This is a genomic window from Cypionkella aquatica, assembly GCF_030161095.1.
Classification (GTDB): domain Bacteria; phylum Pseudomonadota; class Alphaproteobacteria; order Rhodobacterales; family Rhodobacteraceae; genus Cypionkella; species Cypionkella aquatica.
This window is the reverse complement of the sequence record NZ_BSPP01000004.1, coordinates 438,502-458,780: the sequence shown is the minus strand read 5'-3', so window position 1 is coordinate 458,780 and position 20,279 is coordinate 438,502. Positions and strand designations below refer to the sequence as shown.

14 protein-coding genes are annotated in these 20,279 nt (G+C 59.7%); 5 read left to right on the top strand and 9 right to left on the bottom strand.

The features are described from left to right. Positions 1 to 596: 596 nt before the first annotated feature. Genes QQJ98_RS05650 through QQJ98_RS05640 form a run of 3 tightly spaced genes read right to left on the bottom strand, consistent with a single transcriptional unit; the run spans position 597 to position 4,356 of the window. Positions 597 to 2,498 carry a serine/threonine protein kinase gene (locus QQJ98_RS05650; RefSeq protein ID WP_284324351.1) on the bottom strand — a complete coding sequence of 634 codons (1,902 nt, stop codon included), beginning with the start codon at positions 2,496 to 2,498 and terminating at the stop codon, positions 597 to 599. A 3-nt stretch (positions 2,499 to 2,501) separates the two neighbouring features. Continuing rightward, the gene (locus QQJ98_RS05645; protein ID WP_284324350.1) at positions 2,502 to 3,206 is read right to left on the bottom strand and encodes a hypothetical protein; all 705 of its coding nucleotides are present in this window, start codon (positions 3,204 to 3,206) and stop codon (positions 2,502 to 2,504) included. Between the two features lie 13 nt (positions 3,207 to 3,219). After that, entirely contained in the window at positions 3,220 to 4,356 is a 1,137-nt protein-coding gene (locus tag QQJ98_RS05640; protein ID WP_284324349.1) for an OmpA family protein, read from the bottom strand. A gap of 238 nt (positions 4,357 to 4,594) precedes the next feature. On the opposite strand from QQJ98_RS05640, the gene pcaF reads away from it, so the two are divergent. Further along, positions 4,595 to 5,791 (top strand): 3-oxoadipyl-CoA thiolase, encoded by a 1,197-nt coding sequence (gene pcaF / locus QQJ98_RS05635; RefSeq protein WP_284324348.1) that lies wholly within the window; start codon positions 4,595 to 4,597, stop codon positions 5,789 to 5,791. On the opposite strand, the gene QQJ98_RS05630 is transcribed toward pcaF, so the two are convergent. The 3 genes from QQJ98_RS05630 to QQJ98_RS05620 all read right to left on the bottom strand — a co-directional run bounded on the left by QQJ98_RS05630 (position 5,792) and on the right by QQJ98_RS05620 (position 11,450). Continuing rightward, complete coding sequence (locus QQJ98_RS05630; protein WP_284324347.1) at positions 5,792 to 8,905, bottom strand: efflux RND transporter permease subunit; 3,114 nt, start codon at positions 8,903 to 8,905, stop codon at positions 5,792 to 5,794. Then, the gene (locus QQJ98_RS05625) at positions 8,902 to 10,044 is read right to left on the bottom strand and encodes an efflux RND transporter periplasmic adaptor subunit (RefSeq protein WP_284324346.1); all 1,143 of its coding nucleotides are present in this window, start codon (positions 10,042 to 10,044) and stop codon (positions 8,902 to 8,904) included. Before QQJ98_RS05625 ends, QQJ98_RS05630 begins: the two co-directional genes overlap by 4 nt. Positions 10,045 to 10,187: 143 nt before the next feature. Beyond that, complete coding sequence (locus QQJ98_RS05620; protein WP_284324345.1) at positions 10,188 to 11,450, bottom strand: PQQ-dependent sugar dehydrogenase; 1,263 nt, start codon at positions 11,448 to 11,450, stop codon at positions 10,188 to 10,190. Positions 11,451 to 11,649: 199 nt separating this feature from the next. Between QQJ98_RS05620 and QQJ98_RS05615 the strand changes: the two genes are divergently transcribed. Then, positions 11,650 to 12,414, top strand: coding sequence for an HpcH/HpaI aldolase family protein (locus tag QQJ98_RS05615; RefSeq protein ID WP_284324344.1), 765 nt, complete (start codon positions 11,650 to 11,652; stop codon positions 12,412 to 12,414). Beyond that, positions 12,414 to 13,184 carry a GntR family transcriptional regulator gene (locus QQJ98_RS05610; protein WP_284324343.1) on the top strand — a complete coding sequence of 257 codons (771 nt, stop codon included), beginning with the start codon at positions 12,414 to 12,416 and terminating at the stop codon, positions 13,182 to 13,184. Before QQJ98_RS05615 ends, QQJ98_RS05610 begins: the two co-directional genes overlap by 1 nt. On the opposite strand, the gene QQJ98_RS05605 is transcribed toward QQJ98_RS05610, so the two are convergent. Continuing rightward, positions 13,179 to 13,805: a TetR/AcrR family transcriptional regulator gene (locus QQJ98_RS05605; protein ID WP_284324342.1), complete on the bottom strand. Its 627-nt coding sequence runs from the start codon at positions 13,803 to 13,805 to the stop codon at positions 13,179 to 13,181. The genes QQJ98_RS05610 and QQJ98_RS05605 overlap by 6 nt on opposite strands. A gap of 116 nt (positions 13,806 to 13,921) precedes the next feature. On the opposite strand from QQJ98_RS05605, the gene QQJ98_RS05600 reads away from it, so the two are divergent. Further along, positions 13,922 to 15,955 carry an NADH:flavin oxidoreductase gene (locus QQJ98_RS05600; RefSeq protein ID WP_284324341.1) on the top strand — a complete coding sequence of 678 codons (2,034 nt, stop codon included), beginning with the start codon at positions 13,922 to 13,924 and terminating at the stop codon, positions 15,953 to 15,955. 93 nt (positions 15,956 to 16,048) lie between these two features. Continuing rightward, positions 16,049 to 16,903, top strand: coding sequence for a ParB/RepB/Spo0J family partition protein (locus QQJ98_RS05595; RefSeq protein WP_284324340.1), 855 nt, complete (start codon positions 16,049 to 16,051; stop codon positions 16,901 to 16,903). Positions 16,904 to 16,935: 32 nt separating this feature from the next. Here QQJ98_RS05595 and QQJ98_RS05590 read toward each other — a convergent pair whose 3' ends face one another. Together QQJ98_RS05590 and aroC are read right to left on the bottom strand one after the other, a co-directional pair. Then, complete coding sequence (locus tag QQJ98_RS05590; RefSeq protein ID WP_284324339.1) at positions 16,936 to 18,855, bottom strand: NADAR domain-containing protein; 1,920 nt, start codon at positions 18,853 to 18,855, stop codon at positions 16,936 to 16,938. 190 nt (positions 18,856 to 19,045) lie between these two features. Then, a complete protein-coding gene (aroC, locus tag QQJ98_RS05585; protein WP_284324338.1) occupies positions 19,046 to 20,146 on the bottom strand; it encodes a chorismate synthase in 1,101 nt (366 codons plus the stop codon). Positions 20,147 to 20,279: the final 133 nt, after the last annotated feature.

Below are 20,279 nucleotides of genomic sequence, written 5' to 3'. Positions count from 1 at the left end.
CCTGGCAGGGCCTGGCGGTTCTGGTGTCATGTTGGTTTTGCGCCAGATGGGGTCGTTTTGATCTGCCGCTCGATAGGGAGGTATTTGTCCGGATTTCATGGCGAGCATGAGGCGAAGATCAGCTGCGCCCGCCCTGCAATCAGGCAAGATTGTGTCAAAATCCAAGATTCGGGATCTTTTTGACAAAAACTTCACGGGCCCCGACGCGTTGGGTTCAGGCGCAGCGCGAGAAGTCTAGATATTTGATATTGAAGGAAAACAACCCTTACGCGAGCCGCGCGTTTGATTCTATAACCATGCGTTGTTCGGATCAGACCGCATATCGCGGCATCGAAGACGCATCCCGCTTTGCGACACAGCCAAGGCATCCCAACTAGCCCAGTGCGGCGCGGATCTGGTCGCCCCGCGCGACAGGCGGCGCTGCCGCGGCGGCGGGTGTGCATTACCGGTGCGAGGTTTCAGAACATATCCCATAGCGGAGATATTCTGCACTGAAGGTTAAAAATAGGTAAACTCAGCCGGGCAGGCGCAGTGAGAATTTGGAAAACTTTAGGTTCGGCCTGATGCCGCAGGGCCAGCGCCCGCCGAGCCCGTCGCTAGTTTGCCACCAAAGTCAAAATCCGCTGATCCATCGCGTTGGGCTTGGCCTGCTGCAAGCGTTTGACGAAATCTGCAACCGGTTCAATCTGTGGTGCTGGCGTGACAGAAGCCTCGGTGCGCAGTATCAGGATCATCGCAATCCCAAGCCCCGCCGGATTGACCACCAAGGCCGGATGCTCTGCCCCAGCTTCGGCAGCGGCAAAGGCCACCCGCTGTTGACCCTGTCCGCCCTGCTGGCCCTGCAACAGATGCAGTACCTGCCCCGAGCCATCAACCACGGCAACCGAAAGATACCCCGGCCCCGGCGGGATGGTCAGATCAATCACCGGGTTTTCGCCGACGATATATCGCCCGTCAGGGTTCGCATCGGCGCGGTCGCCGTAGCCCAGCGCGATCGCAACCCCAGTCGAGGCCAGCATCGGAAAGCCGTTCAGCACTTGGCAGATCGCCGCGTTGCGGTGTTCTACCTGCAAGTTGAGCCTGCGTTCGCCAATCAAGGGCGCAAGGCTGGTTTTCAGATCAGCCTCTGCCTGCGCCGATTCGACAAAGCCCGCGATCTCAACCGCATCGGTTTCGCCATAGCCTGCAGCCGGTGGGTTACGCAGCGTCAGTGGCCCACAGTCTTGCCGCTTGGCCAGATCCTCGCTGAGTGCAGCCACTGCCAAAGCGGGCGGCGGGGATGCCACCGGTTCGGGCACAGCAACGGCTTTTGGTTCCAGTTCTGGCTTTGGCAAGGGCTTTGGCGCGGCAGGCACCTCTGCCGTCTGAACCTGAACCGGAGTCGGGGCAGGGGCGAATGCGCCCGAGAAATAGGCCACGCCACCACCTGCCAGCACAACCGCCACCGCCAATGGCAGAATGAATGATTTTCGCGCAACCGGTGCTGCAACAGAGACAGGCGGGGCGACAGAAGCGGGCGCGGCGACACCGAACGGGCTGGCGTGGCTTTCAACCCCGCCCGTCGCCGCAGATGGCAGTGCGCCGCTGATCACGGTCAGGTTTGCATTGGCGGCAGGCACCAGCGCAGGGTTGTCCAGCGCTGCGATCACCTGACCCATCGTCTCGGGCCGATTGGTCGGATCCGGTGACAGCATCCAGCGCAGCAACGGCACCAAGCCAGCATCAACGCCCGCAAGGTCCGGCACGGCTGCACGTTTGCCAACCGCATCCACAATCGAAAGCCCCATCGGCAACACAGCGCCTTTGCTGGCCGCAGCCGCCACCAAAGCCAGCGAATAGATGTCAGAGCGTCCGTCAACCTCGCCGCCAAACGCGCCCAACTGCTCGGGCGAGACCCAGTTGAACTTGCCGGCGAACTGCCCTTGCAACAGCGTTCCCGCGCCGATGGCCGAGGATTTCGCGATACCAAAGTCGATCAGTTTGGCATGCTCGACCTGGCCTTCCTCAAGAATGATATTATCGGGCGACATATCGCGGTGCACGACACCTGCGCGATGGGCTTTCTCTAGACCCGAGGCCACACGCCGCAGCATCACCCGCACCTGATCCACCGGCATTGACCCGGCCTCGATGCGGTCTGACATCGGCGTGCCAGACACGAATTCCATCACCAGACAGGGCCGCCCAATCCCCGGATCATTGGTAAAGACGTGATAGCGCACGATGGCGTCGTGGCTAAGCCGTGACAGGGTGGTGCTTTCCTTTTGGAACAACGCCACGATCTTTGGGTCATGCGCCAAACTTGGCAGCACAATCTTGATCGCCACTGGCTCGCCGTTGTGGATGTTGTGGCCGCGATACACCTCGCCCATGCCGCCCGCGCTGATCAGGCTGTCGATCTGATAAGTGCCGATGATCTGGGTGCCACCCGACACCGTGGTGGCGCGATCACGCGGAGGGATGGGCGGCTGGTCGGAATCGGTGGGAACCTGTGTCATGCGCTATTTACACCCGCCCAAAGCCCATTGCTGCAAGCCTAGCTTAAAGGTTTCGCCCAGCGGATGCGGTTTGGCCAGCGCCTCTGCCGCGTTCGGTTTGGTATAGGTTTGCGCCTGATCGCACAGGCTGGCCTCATTCCAGGCATGACAATTCGCGCAGGTCTTGTCGCGCCACGCGGCATCCGGCAAGCCCTCAATCGGGCTGAATTGTGGGGTGGCGCTGGCGATCAGCTCGGCAATCGAGCGGCCTTTCACATGCTCACCGACCGGAAACGGGGTGGTAAAGGTCAGGCCCATCAGATCAGCCGCTGGGTTTGGGGGCGCGACTTCCGCCGGGGCAAGTGCCAACAGCGCCAATTCAGTCTGCGCAAGGCCGACAAACAGCCCCTGCGGATAGGCGGTCAGATAGGCCTGATACGCCGCCGCGGTCTTCGCGCCCTGCGTCGCCGCGATCAGCTCTTTCTGCGCAACATAGCCTTCAACCGCCTGCACCGGCATCAACCCCATACCGCGCGCGGTGGTCAGGGCCTTGGCCAACAACGCTTCGGCCTCGGCCATATGCGGGCTTTGCGGGTGATCTTTGACAAAGCCTTGCAGCTGGCCGATGTCTTGGCTGATCAGCGCCGCTTGCCATGCGGCATCATCGGTTTGCGCCTGCAATGGCAGCGCCAGCACAGCCAGCACTGCCCCCAACACATATCTCCTCAAGCCCTGCTGCATGTTACGGCTGCACCAAGGCGAATTCGATCCGGCGGTTGCGCGATTTATGCTCGGGCGTGTCATTGTCGAACAGCGGCTTGTCTTCGCCATAGCCCGTGGCGGTGAAACGCTCGGCAGCAAGGCCCTTTTTCACCAGATAGCGCACCACGGCTTTCGCGCGTTGCTGCGACAAATACTGATTGGCGGCGGGCGAACCATCGGCATCCGTATGGCCTGACACGTCAATCTTCAATCCGGGGCAGCGCGCGATGATTGCGGCAACGCTATCCAGCAGCGCCGCACTGTCGGCCTGCAACCGGGCCGAGCCAGAATGAAAGTTGATATTGCCGCTGCGCGACAAGATCTCAAACCGTCCGGTGCAGGCGGCAAGATCAAGGTCGCCGGTCGGCTCTAGTGCCACATCTGCGGCGGGGGATACCGGAGCCTCGGGCAAAGCCTCTGCCATTTCGGGCGCTGCGGGTTCTGCAGTTGCTTCTGCAGGGGCAGGGGCCGGTTGCGGGGCGGGGGCAGTCGCACCACCATTGCGCTTTAGCGTCAGATCAAAGCTGACGGTGCCTGACGGGATGATCACCACATTCGCCGCCTCTTGCAGCTTTTGCACGCCGTCAGCCAAGCCAAAATCATCGGTCGCGATCACCAGCGGCACCGTGGACGACACCACCACCGTATCATCTTGCAGCAAAGTCACCGCAACGTCGGTTTCAAGCTGCTTTTGCACCCCATGCAGATCCAGCGTGAACGGCAAATGCAGGGTCTTGCGCCGCACGCTGGCCAGATCAGCCAGATCGGCTGGGTTGATCTTGGCGGTGATCACCGCCTCGGGGAAGCGAAAGGTTTCAAACAGCAAAAATCGCATCCGCACATTGCGCAGATCAATCTTGGTATCGACCGAGTCTAGAAACACATGCAGCGTCACCGCACCATCCGCCGTGACCTCACCCGAAAAGGCGGCAAAGGTGCTGGATTCAACCTTGGTGACGTTTTTCACCGATTGAAACCGCAACTGCGAGGTTTGCGCCTCGACCTGCCAGCCCGGCGCAAAACTTGCCTCTTGCGCCGCCATCGGCATCGCAGCCATCAGGGCAAGCAGCGCCAGCATAAACCGCAAGCAGGGCCGTGCGTAATCTGGGCTTGGCATCGAAAGCTCCTGAAAAAAGCTTGGGAAAGATGGGGCGGTTTGGGCATTAACACGGCTAAGGATCAACACTGGCCTACAGGGCAAGGCTATCGAAACCCCCTTCACCGCGCAAGCGCCACACCGCACAGCTTTTGCCCCATCGCTGCCGCCCATGACGGCGCAAATACATCGCCGCGCGGCCTCGACAATTGAAGCAGTTATTTTATACTTAAAGCAATTCCCAATGCCGGAGCTCACCATGCTTGATGCCTTCATCTGCGATTACATCCGCACCCCGATCGGTCGCTTTGGGGGCAGCCTGTCCAGTATCCGCACCGATGATCTTGCCGCACTGCCGCTGCGCGCACTGATCGCCCGCAATCCGGGCGTCGATTGGGCGGCGGTCGATGATGTGGTGATGGGCTGCGCCAATCAGGCAGGCGAGGATAACCGCAACGTCGCCCGCATGGCGGCTTTGCTGGCGGGTCTGCCTGTTGAAGTCAGCGGCACCACCATCAACCGCCTCTGTGGCTCTGGCATGGATGCGGTGCTGCTCGCCGGTCGCCAGATCATTGCCGGCGAAGCTGATCTGATCATCGCAGGCGGAGTCGAGTCGATGTCTCGCGCGCCGTTTGTGATGCCCAAGGCCGAAACCGCGTTCTCCCGCGCCGCCGAAATCCACGACACCACCATCGGCTGGCGTTTCATCAATCCGCTGATGCAGCAGCAATACGGCACCGATTCGATGCCCGAAACCGCCGAGAACGTCGCCGAAGATTGCGCCGTCACCCGCGCTGATCAAGACGCCTTTGCTTTGCGCAGTCAGGCCAAGGCCAGCGCTGCCCAAGCCAACGGGCGGCTTGCGCGCGAGATTACCCCGGTCAGCATCCCGCAACGTAAGGGCGATCCCATCCTGATCAGCCAAGATGAACACCCGCGCGCGACCACGCTGGAAGCCCTCGCCAAACTCGGCACCCCGTTCCGCAAGGGCGGCACAGTCACCGCAGGCAACGCCAGCGGCGTCAATGATGGCGCCACCGCACTGATCATCGCCTCGGCCGCCGCCGTGCGCAAACACGGCCTGACCCCAATCGCCCGCATCCTTGGTGGGGCCACCGCAGGCGTCGCCCCCCGCGTCATGGGTCTGGGGCCGATCCCCGCCAGCCAGAAACTGATGGCCCGGCTTGGCCTTTCCCAAGCCGATTTCGACGTGATCGAGCTGAACGAGGCTTTCGCGTCGCAAGGTCTCGCTACCCTGCGCGCTTTGGGCATCGCTGACGACGACCCCCGCGTGAATCCCAATGGCGGCGCAATCGCGCTGGGCCATCCGCTTGGCATGACCGGCGCGCGGATCACCGGGACGGCAGCGCTGCAGCTGCAACCCGGTCAGCGCGCCTTGGCCACCATGTGCATCGGCGTCGGCCAAGGCATCGCCATAGCGTTGCAGGCGGTTTGATCAGGAAAACCGCTTCTTCCAGAACCAGCGCCGCCCTTCGCGCAACGACCTGTTCGAGCGGCTGACCAGCATCAACAGCGACGGCGTCACGATCAGCGTCAAGATCGTCGCAAAGGCCAGCCCGTAAACGATGGCCGACGACAGCGAGATCCACCATTGGGTCGACGGCGCGCCAATTGTCGTCTCGTGGCTGAGCAGTTCTAGGTTCAGCCCGAAGGCAATCGGCATCACCCCGAAAATCGCCGTCAGCGCCGTCAGCACCACAGGGCGCGCGCGTTCGCGGCAGGTCTCTAACACCGCCTCGATCTTGTCCATACCCTCGTCGCGCAGCTGGTCATAGGTGGCGATCAGCACGATATTGTTGTTCACCACCACGCCCGCCAAAGCAATCACCCCGATCCCGGTCATCACCACGCCAAACGGCTGGCCCATGATCATCAAGCCAAGAAACACGCCAATCGTTGACATGATCACCGCCGACAGCACCAAGCCCACCGAAATGAACTTGTTGAACTGCGCCAGCAGCACCACGAAAATCAGGAAGATCGCCGCGCCAAAGGCTTTGCCCAGAAACGCCCCAGCCTCGGCCTGCTCTTGATCCTCACCCGCCATGTTCCAGCGCATCCCGGCTTTGGCATAGCCATCCTCGGCAAAGGCTTTCTCGACCAGTGCTTGCACCTGTTGCCGCACCAAATCAGGTTGCACGCCTTCCGCCGCCGCAATCCCGGCCTGCACGGTGATGGTGCGCGCACCGCCCAAACGTGTCAGCGTGCCCGTGGTCGGCGCAGCACTCCGCGTCACAAAGTTGGAAATCGGCACCGGCCCATCGGGCGTCTCAATCCGCAACTGATCCAAAGCCGAGATCGTCCGCTGTTCGGTAGGCAGCCGCAGCACGATATCCACCGGATCATCCGACCCCGCAGGCCGAAACTCTGACAGCTTCAGCCCCGATGTCACCATCTGCACAACCGCCCCCACCGCAGCAGGCGACGCACCATAGCGCGCGGCCTCGCCCCGATCGACCTGCAACTCCCAATCCACCCCCGGCAGAGGCAAGCCATTCGCCACGTCGATCACATTCGGTATCGTCTTCAGCTTGGCCGCAATCGCTCTGGCGGCATCGTTCAACCCCGCCGGATCATCCGCCTGCAATTCAATCTGAATAGCCTTACCGGTCGGAGGCCCCGCCGCAGGCACCGATACCTCAATATCAACCCCGGGAATCCCCTGCATCGCCACCCGCAGATCGGCGAGGATGTCATTGGCGGGCTTTCTCTCGCGCCAATCGACGAATTCATACTGTATCACCCCAATCGTATCGGGCGGAGCTTCGCCGCCATTGCGACCGGGCGCACCGACGCGGGTGTAAACCGTCTTTAATCCCGGCCAGCCCAAAATCCGCGCCTCGGCCTGACGGGTCAAAGCGTCCATCTCATCCACCGACAGATTGCCGCGCGCCTTGACGTAAAGCAGGCCGTAATCCGGTTCGACATTCGGGAAAAACTCGACGCCATTGCCGTATTTGCCATAGGTCACAGGCACCGCAACCAAGGTTCCCACGGCCAGAAACAGCACGATAAAAGGATGCCGGATCGCCTTGCCGACCACCCACATATACGCCCCATCCTTATGGCGCGGCGGCTCGGCAAACGGTTTGGCGATGATCGCGCCCAAAGTCGGCACGAAGATCAGCGCATACAGCATAGACGCCGACAGTGTCGCAATCAGCGTGATCGGCATGTATTTCATGAACTCGCCCACCACCCCCGGCCAGAACAGCAGGGGCGAGAACGCCGCAATCCGCGTCAGGGTCGAGGCAATCACCGGCCCCGCCATTTTATGACTGGCCTCGGCAAAGGCCGTGCGCCGCTCCATCCCCTCATTCATGCGGCGTTCGGCATATTCCACCACGATGATGGCATCATCCACCAGCATCCCCACCGCCAGAATAAGGCTGAACAAAACCACAAGGTTCACCGTCAACCCCGCCAGTTGCAGCCCCAGAATCCCCATCAGGAACGACGACGGAATGGCCAAGCCAATCAGGATCGAAGACCGCACCGACAACGCATACAAGATCACGATGAACACCAGCACCACCGCCGTCAGCACCGAATTCTGCAGATCGCTCAGCATTTGCCGAATGGTGGTCGATTTATCCTGCGAAAACGACACCACCACCCCCGGCGGCATCTGCTTTTGCACCTCTTCGGTGACCGCCTTCACCCGATCAACCGTCTCAATCAGGTTCGATCCGATCCGCTTCGAGACCTCAATTGCCACCGCCGATTTACCATCCAGCCGGGTGATCGAGGTTGGATCTTTCAGCGCAGGCCGGATTTCGGCCAAGTCACTCACCCGCACAATCGCATTGCCCTCGGCCACCACCGGCAGCCCGGCCAGATCCTGCACCGTTTCTATCAGCGACGGCACCTTGATCGCATAGCGGCCCTCAACCCCCTCTAAAGAGCCCGCCGCGATCAGCCGGTTGTTGGCGTTGAATCCCGCGATCATCGTATCGGGGCGCAAGCCGTAGGATGACAGCTTGGCCGGATCAATCACGATCTCGACCACATCATCGCGCACGCCCTGCAAGGCGGCATCCAGCACGCCCGGAATATCCTCGATCCGGTCACGCAACGCCCGCACCGTGGCGTTCAAGGTGCGCTCTGGCACGTCGCCCGACAAAGTCACCACCAGCACCGGGAATTCCGACAGGTTGACCTCGTTCACCGTGGGTTCATCGACCTCGGCAGGCAGATCGGGGCGGGCATCGTCAACGGCATCCTTCACATCCGATTTCGCCTTGGCCAGATTGGCCCCTGCCTGAAATTCCAACAGCACGTTGCCGCCGCCCTGATAGGCGGTCGCGGTCATTTTCTTGATGCCTTGGATAGACTTCAGCGCAGTTTCCATCGGTCGCAGCAACAACCGCTCGGAATCCTCGGGCGAAATACCATCAAGGGTCATGGCCACATAAATGATCGGAATCTGCACATCCGGCTCGGCCTCTTTCGGGATCGAGTAATAGGCCAGCCCCCCCGACAAGATCAGGAAGACCAGCACCGAAAGCGTCAGTCGCGCGTTGCGAATTGCAAGTTCTACCAGTTTCATTGCATCGCCTCGGCTTGCGCGGGCGTCAGCTCTGAAACAGTCACTAAATCGCCATCAGAGACAAGATCCTGCCCCGCGACGATCACCTTTTTATCGCGCGGCACCCCCGTCACAACCATGCCAGCCGCGCCATCATCAATCACCGTCACTGGCGCAAAGACTGCCTTGTTATCCGCCCCCACCACCCGCAAGCCGATCACGCCATCCTCGTTGATGGTGATGATCGAGCGTGGCACCACCACCGCAGGCACCGCCGCCGTATACAACCGCACCTCGGCGGTCATCCCCGCCGGAATCGCATGATCGGCGTTCGGCAATGCCACTTCGACGCCAAAGGTCCGGGTCTTGGTTGACGCTTGCCGCATCACATGCCGCACCACGCCCTCCATCTCAACCCCGTCCACCAGCCGCACTTTGGCCTTCGAGCCGACCGTTACAAACGCCACATCACGCTCGCTGACCTCGGCTTTCACCACAATCGGGTCAAGCGCCAGAATGGTGGCAATCGCCGCCCCCGCCTGCACCCATTCGCCTAATTCGACATCGACCATATCAACCGACCCCGCAAAGGGGGCCTTCAACAGCAGCCGATCTTCTGCCGCGCGCGCCTGCGACAACCCCGCCTCTGCCGCAGCCTTGGCCGCCTTGCGCGAGATCAACTCCAGCTCTGCCATGCTGCCCTTGTCATACAGCGCCTGCCCCACCCGCAGCTCTTCGGTTGCCTGCGCCAAAGCGGCCTGCGCGGTATCAACCCCTGCCAAAACCTCGGCGCCTTCCAGCTTCATGACCAAAGCATCGGCAGCAATCTCACCGCCTTTGCTGACGCCCAATTCATGCACGATCCCTGCCGAGCGGGCGGCCAGAACCGCCTGTTTGTCAGCCTCTGTCACGCCCGAAATCCGAATTTCGCGTGCGTAATCAGTGAACACAGGGGCCACCGCCGCCACCGTGCGCTGCACAGGTGCAGCCACGGCCGCAGGATCAACTACCGGATCGACCGCCGGATCAACCGTAGTGCCAGCTTCCTCCGCTTTCAGCTCTTGGCTGCCCACCGCCGAAAACTCGCCCGTCGCCACCCAAGCGGCAGCTGCGACAAACACCGCAATGGCAGTAACCCGATGAGCGGTAAAAAATGACATGCGCTTAACCCTTACAAATCCAAAAAGCCGCCCAAAGGCGTTCGGTTTTCCAACCGTTTCGATCAACAAGAGTTTATTGCTTCGCCGCAAAGGTCAATCCATCGCGGCAAAGCAATTGCCTGTTTTTACAGCACTGTCGGAGGTTAGGCCTTGGTCAGCCGCAAAATCTGCGACGCGCCCGAGCGGCCATCCGTCACCACATAAACCGCGCCATCCTGGCCAAGTTTCACATCCCGCACCCGCTCGCCCAGACTGATCTGCTGCTCATAAGCCACGCGATCATCCTTCATATGCAGCACCACAACGCCTTGGCTGACCAGCCCACCGACCAGAAACGCGCCGTTCCATTCGGGGAATTCATCTCCCTGATAGAATGTCATCCCCGAAGGCGCGATCACCGGATCCCAATAATACACCGGTTGTTCGGTCGCGGCGGTGGCGGTGATGCCATCGCCGATATTCGCCCCACTATAGTCGATGCCATAGGTCACTTCCGGCCAGCCATAGTTCAGCCCAGCCTCGGGGCGGTTCAACTCGTCACCTCCACGCGGGCCGTGTTCCACTGTCCAAAGCCGCCCTTTGTCATCCAATGCCGCCGCCTGCATATTGCGATGCCCAAGGCTCCAGACCTGAGGCAAAGCGCCGTCCAGAGCCACAAATGGATTGTCACCCAGCGCAGCCCCGCTGGCATCAATGCGGAAAACCTTGCCAAAACCACTGGCGGGGTCTTGTGCCTGCTGGCGGGTCGCGGCGTCAGACCTCTCACCCACCGTCACAAACAACTCACCCTGCGCGCCGAACACCAGGCGCGATCCGAAATGCGCATTGCCAGAATGGCTGGGCGTTTGGCGGAAGATCACGCGGACATCTTCCAACCGCCCGCCGCCTGCCTCATCCAGCACCAGCTTTCCCGAGGCCACAGCCGTGCCATTGCCATCGTCACGCGGCTCTGCATAAGAGAAAAACACCTGACCATCTGTCTCGAACTGCGGTGACAGAGCCACATCAAGCAACCCACCCTGACCACGCCCATCAACCTCTGGCAGGCCAGTGATCTCTGGCCCCAAGCTGCCATCCGCTGCCACAATCCGCAGCGCCCCGGCCTTCACCGTCGTCAGCATCCGGCCATCCGGCAAAAACTCCATCGCCCAAAGCGGCGGCAGATCGGCGGCGATCACTTGCGTGTCCACCGTTGTCAAAGTGTCAGGCTGCGGCGCGCGGGTCTGATCCGCCCGCTGCGGCGTTTGCCCGACACCATTCGGCGCGCGCGTCTCAACCGGCTGCTGTGCCACAGCCGCCCCGGCTGTCGCTGTCACCCCGGCCAAAGTCACCGCAAGGCCGCGCAACAACGGCGATTTCAGGAACTTATTGCCCTTGTGACGGGTCATATCGCGGAAATTGAGCATCAAACTCTCCTGTTGTTACAAAGCATCGCGGGCGGATCGCCACTGTTTCAACGCTTTAGATGGGGTCGCTCAGATGCCAAACCAGCCCCGACGCCCGGGCTCGGCGGCTTTCTGCCACGCGCCAATCCGGCCAAATCTTGCTATCCCGCCGCAGCATCCATGCTATGCAAGGGCCAATCACTTTTGCAGGAAAGCCCGCATGCCCGCGCCGAAAAACCATCTGAAAGCCGCTCTTGCCGCCAAGATCCCGCAATTTGGCATCTGGGTGAATCTCGCCAGCCCCTATTCCGCCGAATTGCTGTCGGGCTGTGGCTTTGACTGGCTGCTGATTGATGGCGAACACGGCCCCAATTCGATCCCGACCATGCTGGCGCAGGCGCAAACCATCGGTCAGCGCACCAACACCGTGGTGCGGATTCCGGTGGGCGAGACGCATCGCATCAAACAGGTGCTCGACCTTGGCATCCAGACCGTGATGGTGCCGATGATCGAAAGCGCCGATCATGCTGCCGCGATGGCAAAGGCGATGAAATACCCGCCTCAAGGCGTGCGGGGTCTGGGTGCTTCGGTGGCGCGGGCTGCCGATTTTGGCCGTGTTAGTGACTATTTGACCAGTGCCAACGCCGAAACCTGCCTGATCCTGCAAATCGAAAGCCGCGCCGGATTGGCAGCGCTGCCCGCAATTCTGACTCTGCCTGATATCGAATGTATCTTCATCGGTCCCTCCGATCTTGCCGCCGATATGGGCTTTCCGGGCAATACCGAAGCGCCCGAGGTGCAGGCGGCGATTGAGGAAGCCATGCGCCAGATCATCGCCAGCGGCAAAGCCGCGGGTATCCTGACCTTTGATCTCGCACGCGCCAAACATTACCGCGACATGGGCGTGACCTTTCTGGGCGTCGGCGGCGACATTCCCCTGTTGTTGAACGCCGCCACCGCCTTGGCCGCAGCCGTGCGCATCTGATGGAACCTGATGACCAGATCACTTTGTTCAAACCCGCCAGTTGGCTGCGCCCCGCCCGCGGCCCGCGCTATGAACAGCTTTATCGCCACCTGTCGGCCAGCATCGCCTCGGGTACGCTAAGCCCGGAAACCCAATTGCCGCCCGAGCGTGAACTGGCCGAAATTGCCGAAGTGTCGCGCGTGACCGTGCGCAAAGCCATCGCGCAACTGGTCGAGGATGGCGTGTTGGAACAGCGCCGGGGGGCGGGGACTTTCGTGCGCATCCCCCGCGCCAAGATGGAGCATTACCTGTCCAAGCTGTTGTCTTTTACCGAATATATGCTTCAGCGCGGGAAAACTCCGACCAGCACCATCATCAATCGCGGCATCTTTCACCCCAGCCCGGACGAGCAGATCGCCCTTGGCCTTTCTGCCGCCGATCGCGTCGCGCGGATTGAACGCTTGCGGATGGCAGATGGCATTGCGATGGCGGTGGAATGGTCGTCGCTGCCGCAAGATATCCTGCCCGATCCCGGCGTTGTCGGCACCTCGCTTTACGATGTGTTGCGCGCCAATGGCACCGCGCCGTCCCGCGCCGTGCAGCGCATCACTGCGATCAATTTGCCCGCCAGCGAATCCCGCCTGCTTGATCTGCCAGAAAATACCGCCGTTCTGCGCATTGACCGAACCGGCTTTCTGCCAACGGGCCGCCCGGTCGAATTCACCCGTGGGCTTTACCGCTCGGATATCTATGATTTCATTGCCGAATTGCGGCTAGAGCAGAACCTATAGATCCTGATGCCGCGCCCGAAATGCGGCCAATTCGGCGGGCGTCGGGGCATGGCCGGTAAAGATCAGCACATAGTCCGGGATCGAGTGCAGGCGAAACTGCAAGGATTCCTCGGTGCGCATCGAGATATAGCCCACCTGCGTCAAATACACCGTCTGCGCCCGCACCCGAGCCTCTAGCGCCGGATACAAAAACGTCTCGAACATGGCTGTCAGAGCCTGAACCCGCGCCAGATCCGCCGCCTTCAGCACCTCGGCCAAAGCGCTGTCGGTCAGGGCCCAAGTGCGGATGGCAAACTCCATCCGGCTGTCAAACAACGCAGGGGTGATCCAGCAATCGTTCACATTCAGCATCGCCTCGGCAATCGTCGCTGCCGGGGCTTGGGTGCGGGCGATCAGATTGGCGGTGTTCTGGCTTTGCCAACGCGCGATCAGTCCCGCCAAAAGCGCCTCTCGATCTGCGAAATGCCAGTAAAAACTGGTGCGCGACAGACCAAGCTTTGCGGCCAGCGGCATCACCTTGACCGCCTCTACGCCGCCTTCCACCAACAGGGCATAGGCTGCGTCAAGCCAGACTTCGGGCGTGCCGCGCCAACCACGTTCGGGTGTTTGTGTTGTATCCATCGCCGCAGACTAAGGCCCATCGGGGTGCATTTCAACCTCTGCACAGAAAACTTGACACATATGTCGATTCCTGTTTTCCTGCTGAAAACCCCAGCCACATTCACCGCGAGGCCACAATGTCCACTGATCCGCTGTTGCAGCCCTATCAACTCAAACACCTGACGCTGCGCAACCGCATCATGACCACCAGTCACGAGCCTGCCTATCCAGAAGACGGCATGCCGAAGGATCGCTACCGGCTGTACCATCTTGAACGCGCCAAGGCTGGGGTGGCATTGACGATGACCGCAGGCTCGGCTGCCGTGTCGAAAGACAGCCCGCCGGTGTTCAACAACATCCTCGCCTATAAGGACGAGGTGGTGAAGTGGATGAAGCAGCTGACCGATGATTGCCACGAGGCTGGGGCCGCCGTGATGATCCAGCTGACCCACCTTGGCCGTCGCACCCGCTGGGACAAAGGCGATTGGCTGCCCGTCGTCAGCGCCAGCAAGTCGCGCGAACCCAGCCACCGCGCCTTCCCGAAGGTGATCGAAGATTGGGACATCGAGCGCATCATCACCGACTATGCCGACGCGGCAGAGCGGATGAAAGAAGCGGGCTTGGATGGCGTGGAATTCGAGTGCTACGGCCATTTGATGGACCAGTTCATGTCGCCCTTCACCAACAGCCTTGCTGCTCCCTATGGTGGGTCTTTGGAAAATCGCGCCCGTTTTGCGATGGATGTGCTGGCGGCCTGCCGCAAACGTGTGGGGGAAAACTTCCTGCTGGGCGTGCGTTACACGGCGGATGAAGTAGAGCAGGGCGGCATCTCCGCCGATGAAGGCGTCGAAATCGGTAAAATGTTCCGCGACTCGGGGCTGGTCGATTTCCTGAACATCATCAAGGGCCGTATTCACACTGACCCCGCGATGACCGATGTGATCCCAATTCACGGCATGAAATCCGCCCCTCATCTCGATTTCGCAGGCCGTATCCGGGCCGAAGTCGGCCTGCCCACCTTCCACGCCGCCCGCATCCCCGATGTTGCCACCGCCCGCCATGCGATTGCCTCGGGGCAGTTGGATATGGTCGGCATGACCCGCGCCCATATGGCCGATCCGCATATCGTGCAAAAGATCGTCGAGGGGCGCGAGGATGACATCCGCCCCTGCGTCGGCGCCACCTATTGCCTTGACCGCATTTACCAAGGTGGCATGGCTTTGTGCATCCATAACCCCTCCACCGGCCGCGAAGAAACCCAACCGCACGCCATCGCCCTCGCCACGACCAAACGGCAGGTCGTTGTCGTCGGCGCAGGCCCCGCCGGGCTAGAGGCCGCCCGCGTCGCCGCCGAACGTGGCCACAAAGTCACCGTGTTCGAGGTTGCCGCCGAAGCGGGTGGCCAAATCCGCCTGACCGCGCAAACCAAACGCCGCGCCGAATTGATCGGCATCATCGACTGGCGCATGGCCCAATGCGCAGCCCTCGGCGTGGAATTCCGCTTCAACACCTGGGCCGAAGCCGACGAAATCCTGGCCGAGAACCCTGATGTCGTGATCATCGCCACAGGCGGCATGCCCGAGAAAGACATCCTCAGCTTTGGCAACGATCTGACCGTCTCCGCCTGGGACATCCTGTCAGGCGATGTCAAACCCGGCGCCAACGTGCTGCTCTATGACGATGCCGGCGACCACACCGCCCTGCAGGCCGCCCAAACCCTCGCCGAGGCCGGTGCCAAGGTTGAGATCATGACCCCCGACCGCACCTTCGCCCCCGAAGTGATGGCGATGAACCTTGTCCCCTACATGCGCGCTTTGCAGGACAAGGACGTGACCTTCACCGTCACCTATCGCCTGACCGGAGTTGAAAAGGACGGCAACCAGATCAAAACCACCGTCGATTCCGATTACATGGCCTTGGGCAAAACCGGCCACTACGATCAGATCGTCGTCAACCACGGCACCCAGCCGCTTGCGGACATCTACTTCGATCTCAAGCCGCGCTCGGTCAACCTTGGTGCTGTCGATTACGACGCCCTGATCGCGGGCCAACCACAAACCTATGGCGGCGGCCCGGCTGGCTTTCAGCTGTTCCGCATCGGTGACGCGGTCGAGGCCCGCAACATCCACGCCGCGATCTACGACGCCCTCCGCCTCACCCGCCTGATCTGACCCTTTCGCGCGCCGCGGCACCCCCCCCGGCGCGCGCCCAACTCACCCAAGCTTAACCACCCCACGGCACCCTGCCCCAAACAGGAGGCCGCCATGCACACCGAAATCACCCACATTCCCACCGCCGAAATCCTCGACGAAGCGCTGCTGCGCGACCGCGCCCATCTCGACACCGAGGCGCTCGAAGACCTCGCCGCCTCCATCCACCGCGACGGATTGCGCCAACCGATCGAGGTCTGGGCGCTCTCCCAACCGACCGAGACCCACCGCTACGGCCTGATCTCGGGCCTGCGCCGCCTCACCGCCACCCGCCTGCTGCACACCCGCAACCCCGCCACACACACCACCATCGCCGCCTTCATCCGCACCCCCGCCTCGATCCCCGACGCCATGGCGCAGATGATCGCCGAAAACGAAATCCGCGAAAACCTCACCCCGTGGGAGCGCGGCCTCACCCTCGCCCGCGCCGTCGAGCAAGACCTGTTCCCCACCATCGACGCCGCCATCCTCGCCCTGCACCCCACCGCCACCAAACAGAAACGCACCCGCCTGCGCACCCTCGCCCTTGTCGCCGAAGAGTTTGAAGACTGCATCGCCACCCCCGAACTGCTGTCGCAAAACCAGATAGAGCGCCTCGCCGCCTGCCTGCGCGCAAACCTCACCCCGGTGATCCGCCAGATTCTAAAGGAGAACCGCAAAGCCAGCCTGCCCAGCCAATGGGCCGCCCTCACCCCCACCCTGACCGAAGCCCTGGACCCCGAGTCCGACCCCACCCCCACCAAACCCGGCCGCCCGCGTCGGCTGCTGACGTTGAAACAGGGGCTGACGATAAGGCGAGAACGCTGCGCGGGCGGCTGGTCGCTGAAATTCACCGGCCCAGAGGCGAAACGCAACGGCCTGATGGACGACGTGATGGACGAGATCGAGCGGCTGTTTCAGCCGAGGTAGAGGAATGGAGTAAATGTCTTTAAGAAAAACCTTCAGTTTGAAGGCCTTTCCGGCTCAAGACGATCCGCTTCCTCCTTCAAGGTTTCTATCGAGTTTGCACGAATTTGCATGATAAGTCTGCCCAAAAAATTTCGACCGCGACCATCAGTGAACCCCCAATATGTGTCGCCCCAATCGTTTCCTTCGACCAGATATTTCGGCGCTGTCTCCTGCAGCAATCTGTAAGCTGAATCGTTGGAAAACTTCTGAATTAGAAGTTCAGTCATAATTCTAAGTTTAACATAATCCCAGTCATCACGAACATAGCCCATGATACGCAATTCATTTGCAGCTATCTTTGATGCGCCTGCAGTTAGTTCCGGCCCCTCGAAAAGGCTTGGTAAAGATTCTTTTGTTACAGTGACACCTCGTGAGGCAAGCCTTGAATTTATCCTGTGGATCTCTTTATCGCCAACTCGCTCTAACGCATTTGGAGGGAATTTTGCCGCTTGATACGCGTGCTCAACAGACGCATATAGGCTGCGGCTTCGAACGGTTGGAATTTCATAAAAATTTGAGAGCGATGTGCCCCTGAATGAGATCTTCAGTTGATATGTCTGCAAATCTTTTATAGCAATTTCTGTTGGAAATCTAATAGCGTCTTCGTATATGCGACCCATCGTTTTATCAACAAGTGTGTGGCCCGAACTAGAGTATCTAGCTCTTACACATGAGATCATCTTCTTGCGCTCTAGTATTTCCTTCAAATCGAATTTAGGCTCTATAACTCTTGAGACGGGTAGAACGCCCACAGAGTGAGTGTATGCAGATCGCGTTGCAATGGCGCATTTCTCCAGGGCATCTATTCTGATTTGACTTCGCACAATATCAGCTTCTGCAATTGCAATATCTATTTGCCGTGGCAATGCACTGCGAATTGCGCTCGCAACCATAGAGATAGTTGATCCTGTTGAAGTATTGTCGTCAACGACAACAACCCTTTTTCCTCTTACTTCTTTTCGTAGCTTCATGGCGAAGCGAGTAAGGTTTGCCGGATCGGTGGATGCGCCATCAAAATCTCTTTTAATGGAATGTATGGATACAGGAAATAATAAGACTTTTGATGGGCGCATCAGAAGCATTTTTTGAATTGACTGATAAGCCATTGCTAACTCAGTTGATCCAGAGGGAAGTCCAATTATGATTTCCGGTTGAATTCTTTGACTTGCACAGTATCTAAAAGCTGCAGCGCACATCACTATTGGATGTGCAGACTCTGGCCGTGTTATATGCCTTGAAGATAAACTGCGACCTTCATACTCTGTAATCAAGTGTGCGATGACTTTATCGAGAATAAGTTTTGATGCAATGATAGAAGCATAGCTAAGCGAGGCGAAGGTTCCTCTGCCAAATAAAATTCCATAGAATAAATCAACACAGTTTTGCGCGAGTTTTTGCATATCTCGACGTAAGGATTGATAGGATGGATTATCGAAGTGATAACCACCAATCTTTTCTCGGTAAATCAGCCCATTCAATATTGTAACTGCCGAGTTCTTAATATAATCTGCAATGCCAATTTGAAAGAGTAATGGCATGTTATTTCCGAGCGACTCAACTCCTTCAAGAAAATCTACTTTAAATGTATCAAACTTCTGACGCAACTCAAAGGTCGGATTGGATGATATAGTATATCGGCTTCCCCGGAGATGCACAAGATTTCTGAATATCGTAACGCGTCTCGACCTTTTAAAATAGGCTGGTGCACTATCTCCAAAAAAGGAAACAGATACTCGAGCAGATCCATCTAGGGAAAAATGATCCGAATGATTATTCAATATGGGTAAGTGAATGAAGTGACTGGCTGCGCGGGAGCGAACGAAATTTGCGTTACGCATCACATTGAGCACTATGTTATCAAAATCAGTGCAGTCAGGAAACTGGTCAATCTGATTATTCTTTATTGAATACATTTATGAGGCTTTAACTTATATTTCTAGTCTATGGTTACCTTGTAGTGCATTTCCTGACATGAATACAGTCAGGTTGCAATGATCGCCGCTAGGCGTATAGACCGCGCTTGGCCAAACCTTAACAAATCCTTAAATCCACCACCCCAACCCCCTGATATCCCACAACAAAAAAAGGTCCCGAGTTGGGACCCTACCCGATCCGCCCCCGAACCCCGCCAGTCTGGCCCCGGTCCAGCAACAAATGGTCGGCCAGAACGCAGGCCATCATCGCCTCCCCCACCGGAACCGCCCGGATCCCCACGCAGGGGTCGTGCCGTCCCTTGGTGACCAGATCAATCTCCGCCCCCGTGCCATCAATCGTCGCCCGGGGCGTCAAAATCGACGAGGTCGGCTTCACCGCGAACCGCACCACCACCGGCTGCCCGGAAGAAATCCCGCCCAATATCCCCCCCGCATGGTTCGACAGAAACTCCGGCCCTGCAGCCCCCATCCTGATCTCATCCGCGTTCTCAACCCCGGTCAACCCAGCCGCCGCGAACCCGTCCCCAATCTCGACCCCCTTCACCGCATTGATCGACATCATCGCGCTGGCCAGATCCGAATCCAACTTCCCATACAATGGCGCCCCCAACCCCGCAGGCACGCCCGAGGCCGTGACCTCAATCACCGCCCCCACCGAATTGTGGGCCAACCGCAGTCCGTCCAGATAGTCAGCCCAAGGCTCCACCATCCCCGCGTCCGGGCACCAGAACGGATTGTCCTCAATCACCGCCGCATCAAACCGCCCGCGATCAATCGCCACGACGCCCATCTGCACCATATACCCGCGGATCACCAATCCCGGAGCCAGCGAGGCCAACACAGCCCGCGCCACCCCCCCCGCCGCGACCCGAGACGCCGTCTCCCGCGCCGAAGACCGCCCCCCCCCGCGATAATCCCGCACCCCATACTTCTGATGATACGTAATATCCGCATGCCCCGGCCGAAACGCCTGCGCGATGTTGCTGTAATCTTTCGACCGCTGGTCCGTATTCTCAATCATCAACTGAATAGGCGTCCCCGTGGTGACACCCTCAAACACCCCCGACAGAATCCGAACCTCATCCGCCTCTTTCCGCTGGGTGGTGAACTTCGACGTCCCCGGCTTGCGCCGATCCAGCCAAGGCTGCAAATCCGCCTCACTCAGCTTGATCCCCGGAGGACACCCGTCCACTGTGCAACCAATCGCAGGCCCGTGACTTTCGCCCCAGGTGGTGACGCGAAACAGATGACCGAAGGTGTTCAGGCTCATGGGCGGGCTCCTCTTTGTCACCCCAATAAGCCAAGCCATGCCCCCGATAAACCCTTAAAGCAGTTGACACAGGCTCGCAGCCCCCGAGTTTTCAGGGCCGCAAATCTGCCCCCTTGCGCCTGATCCAGCTTTG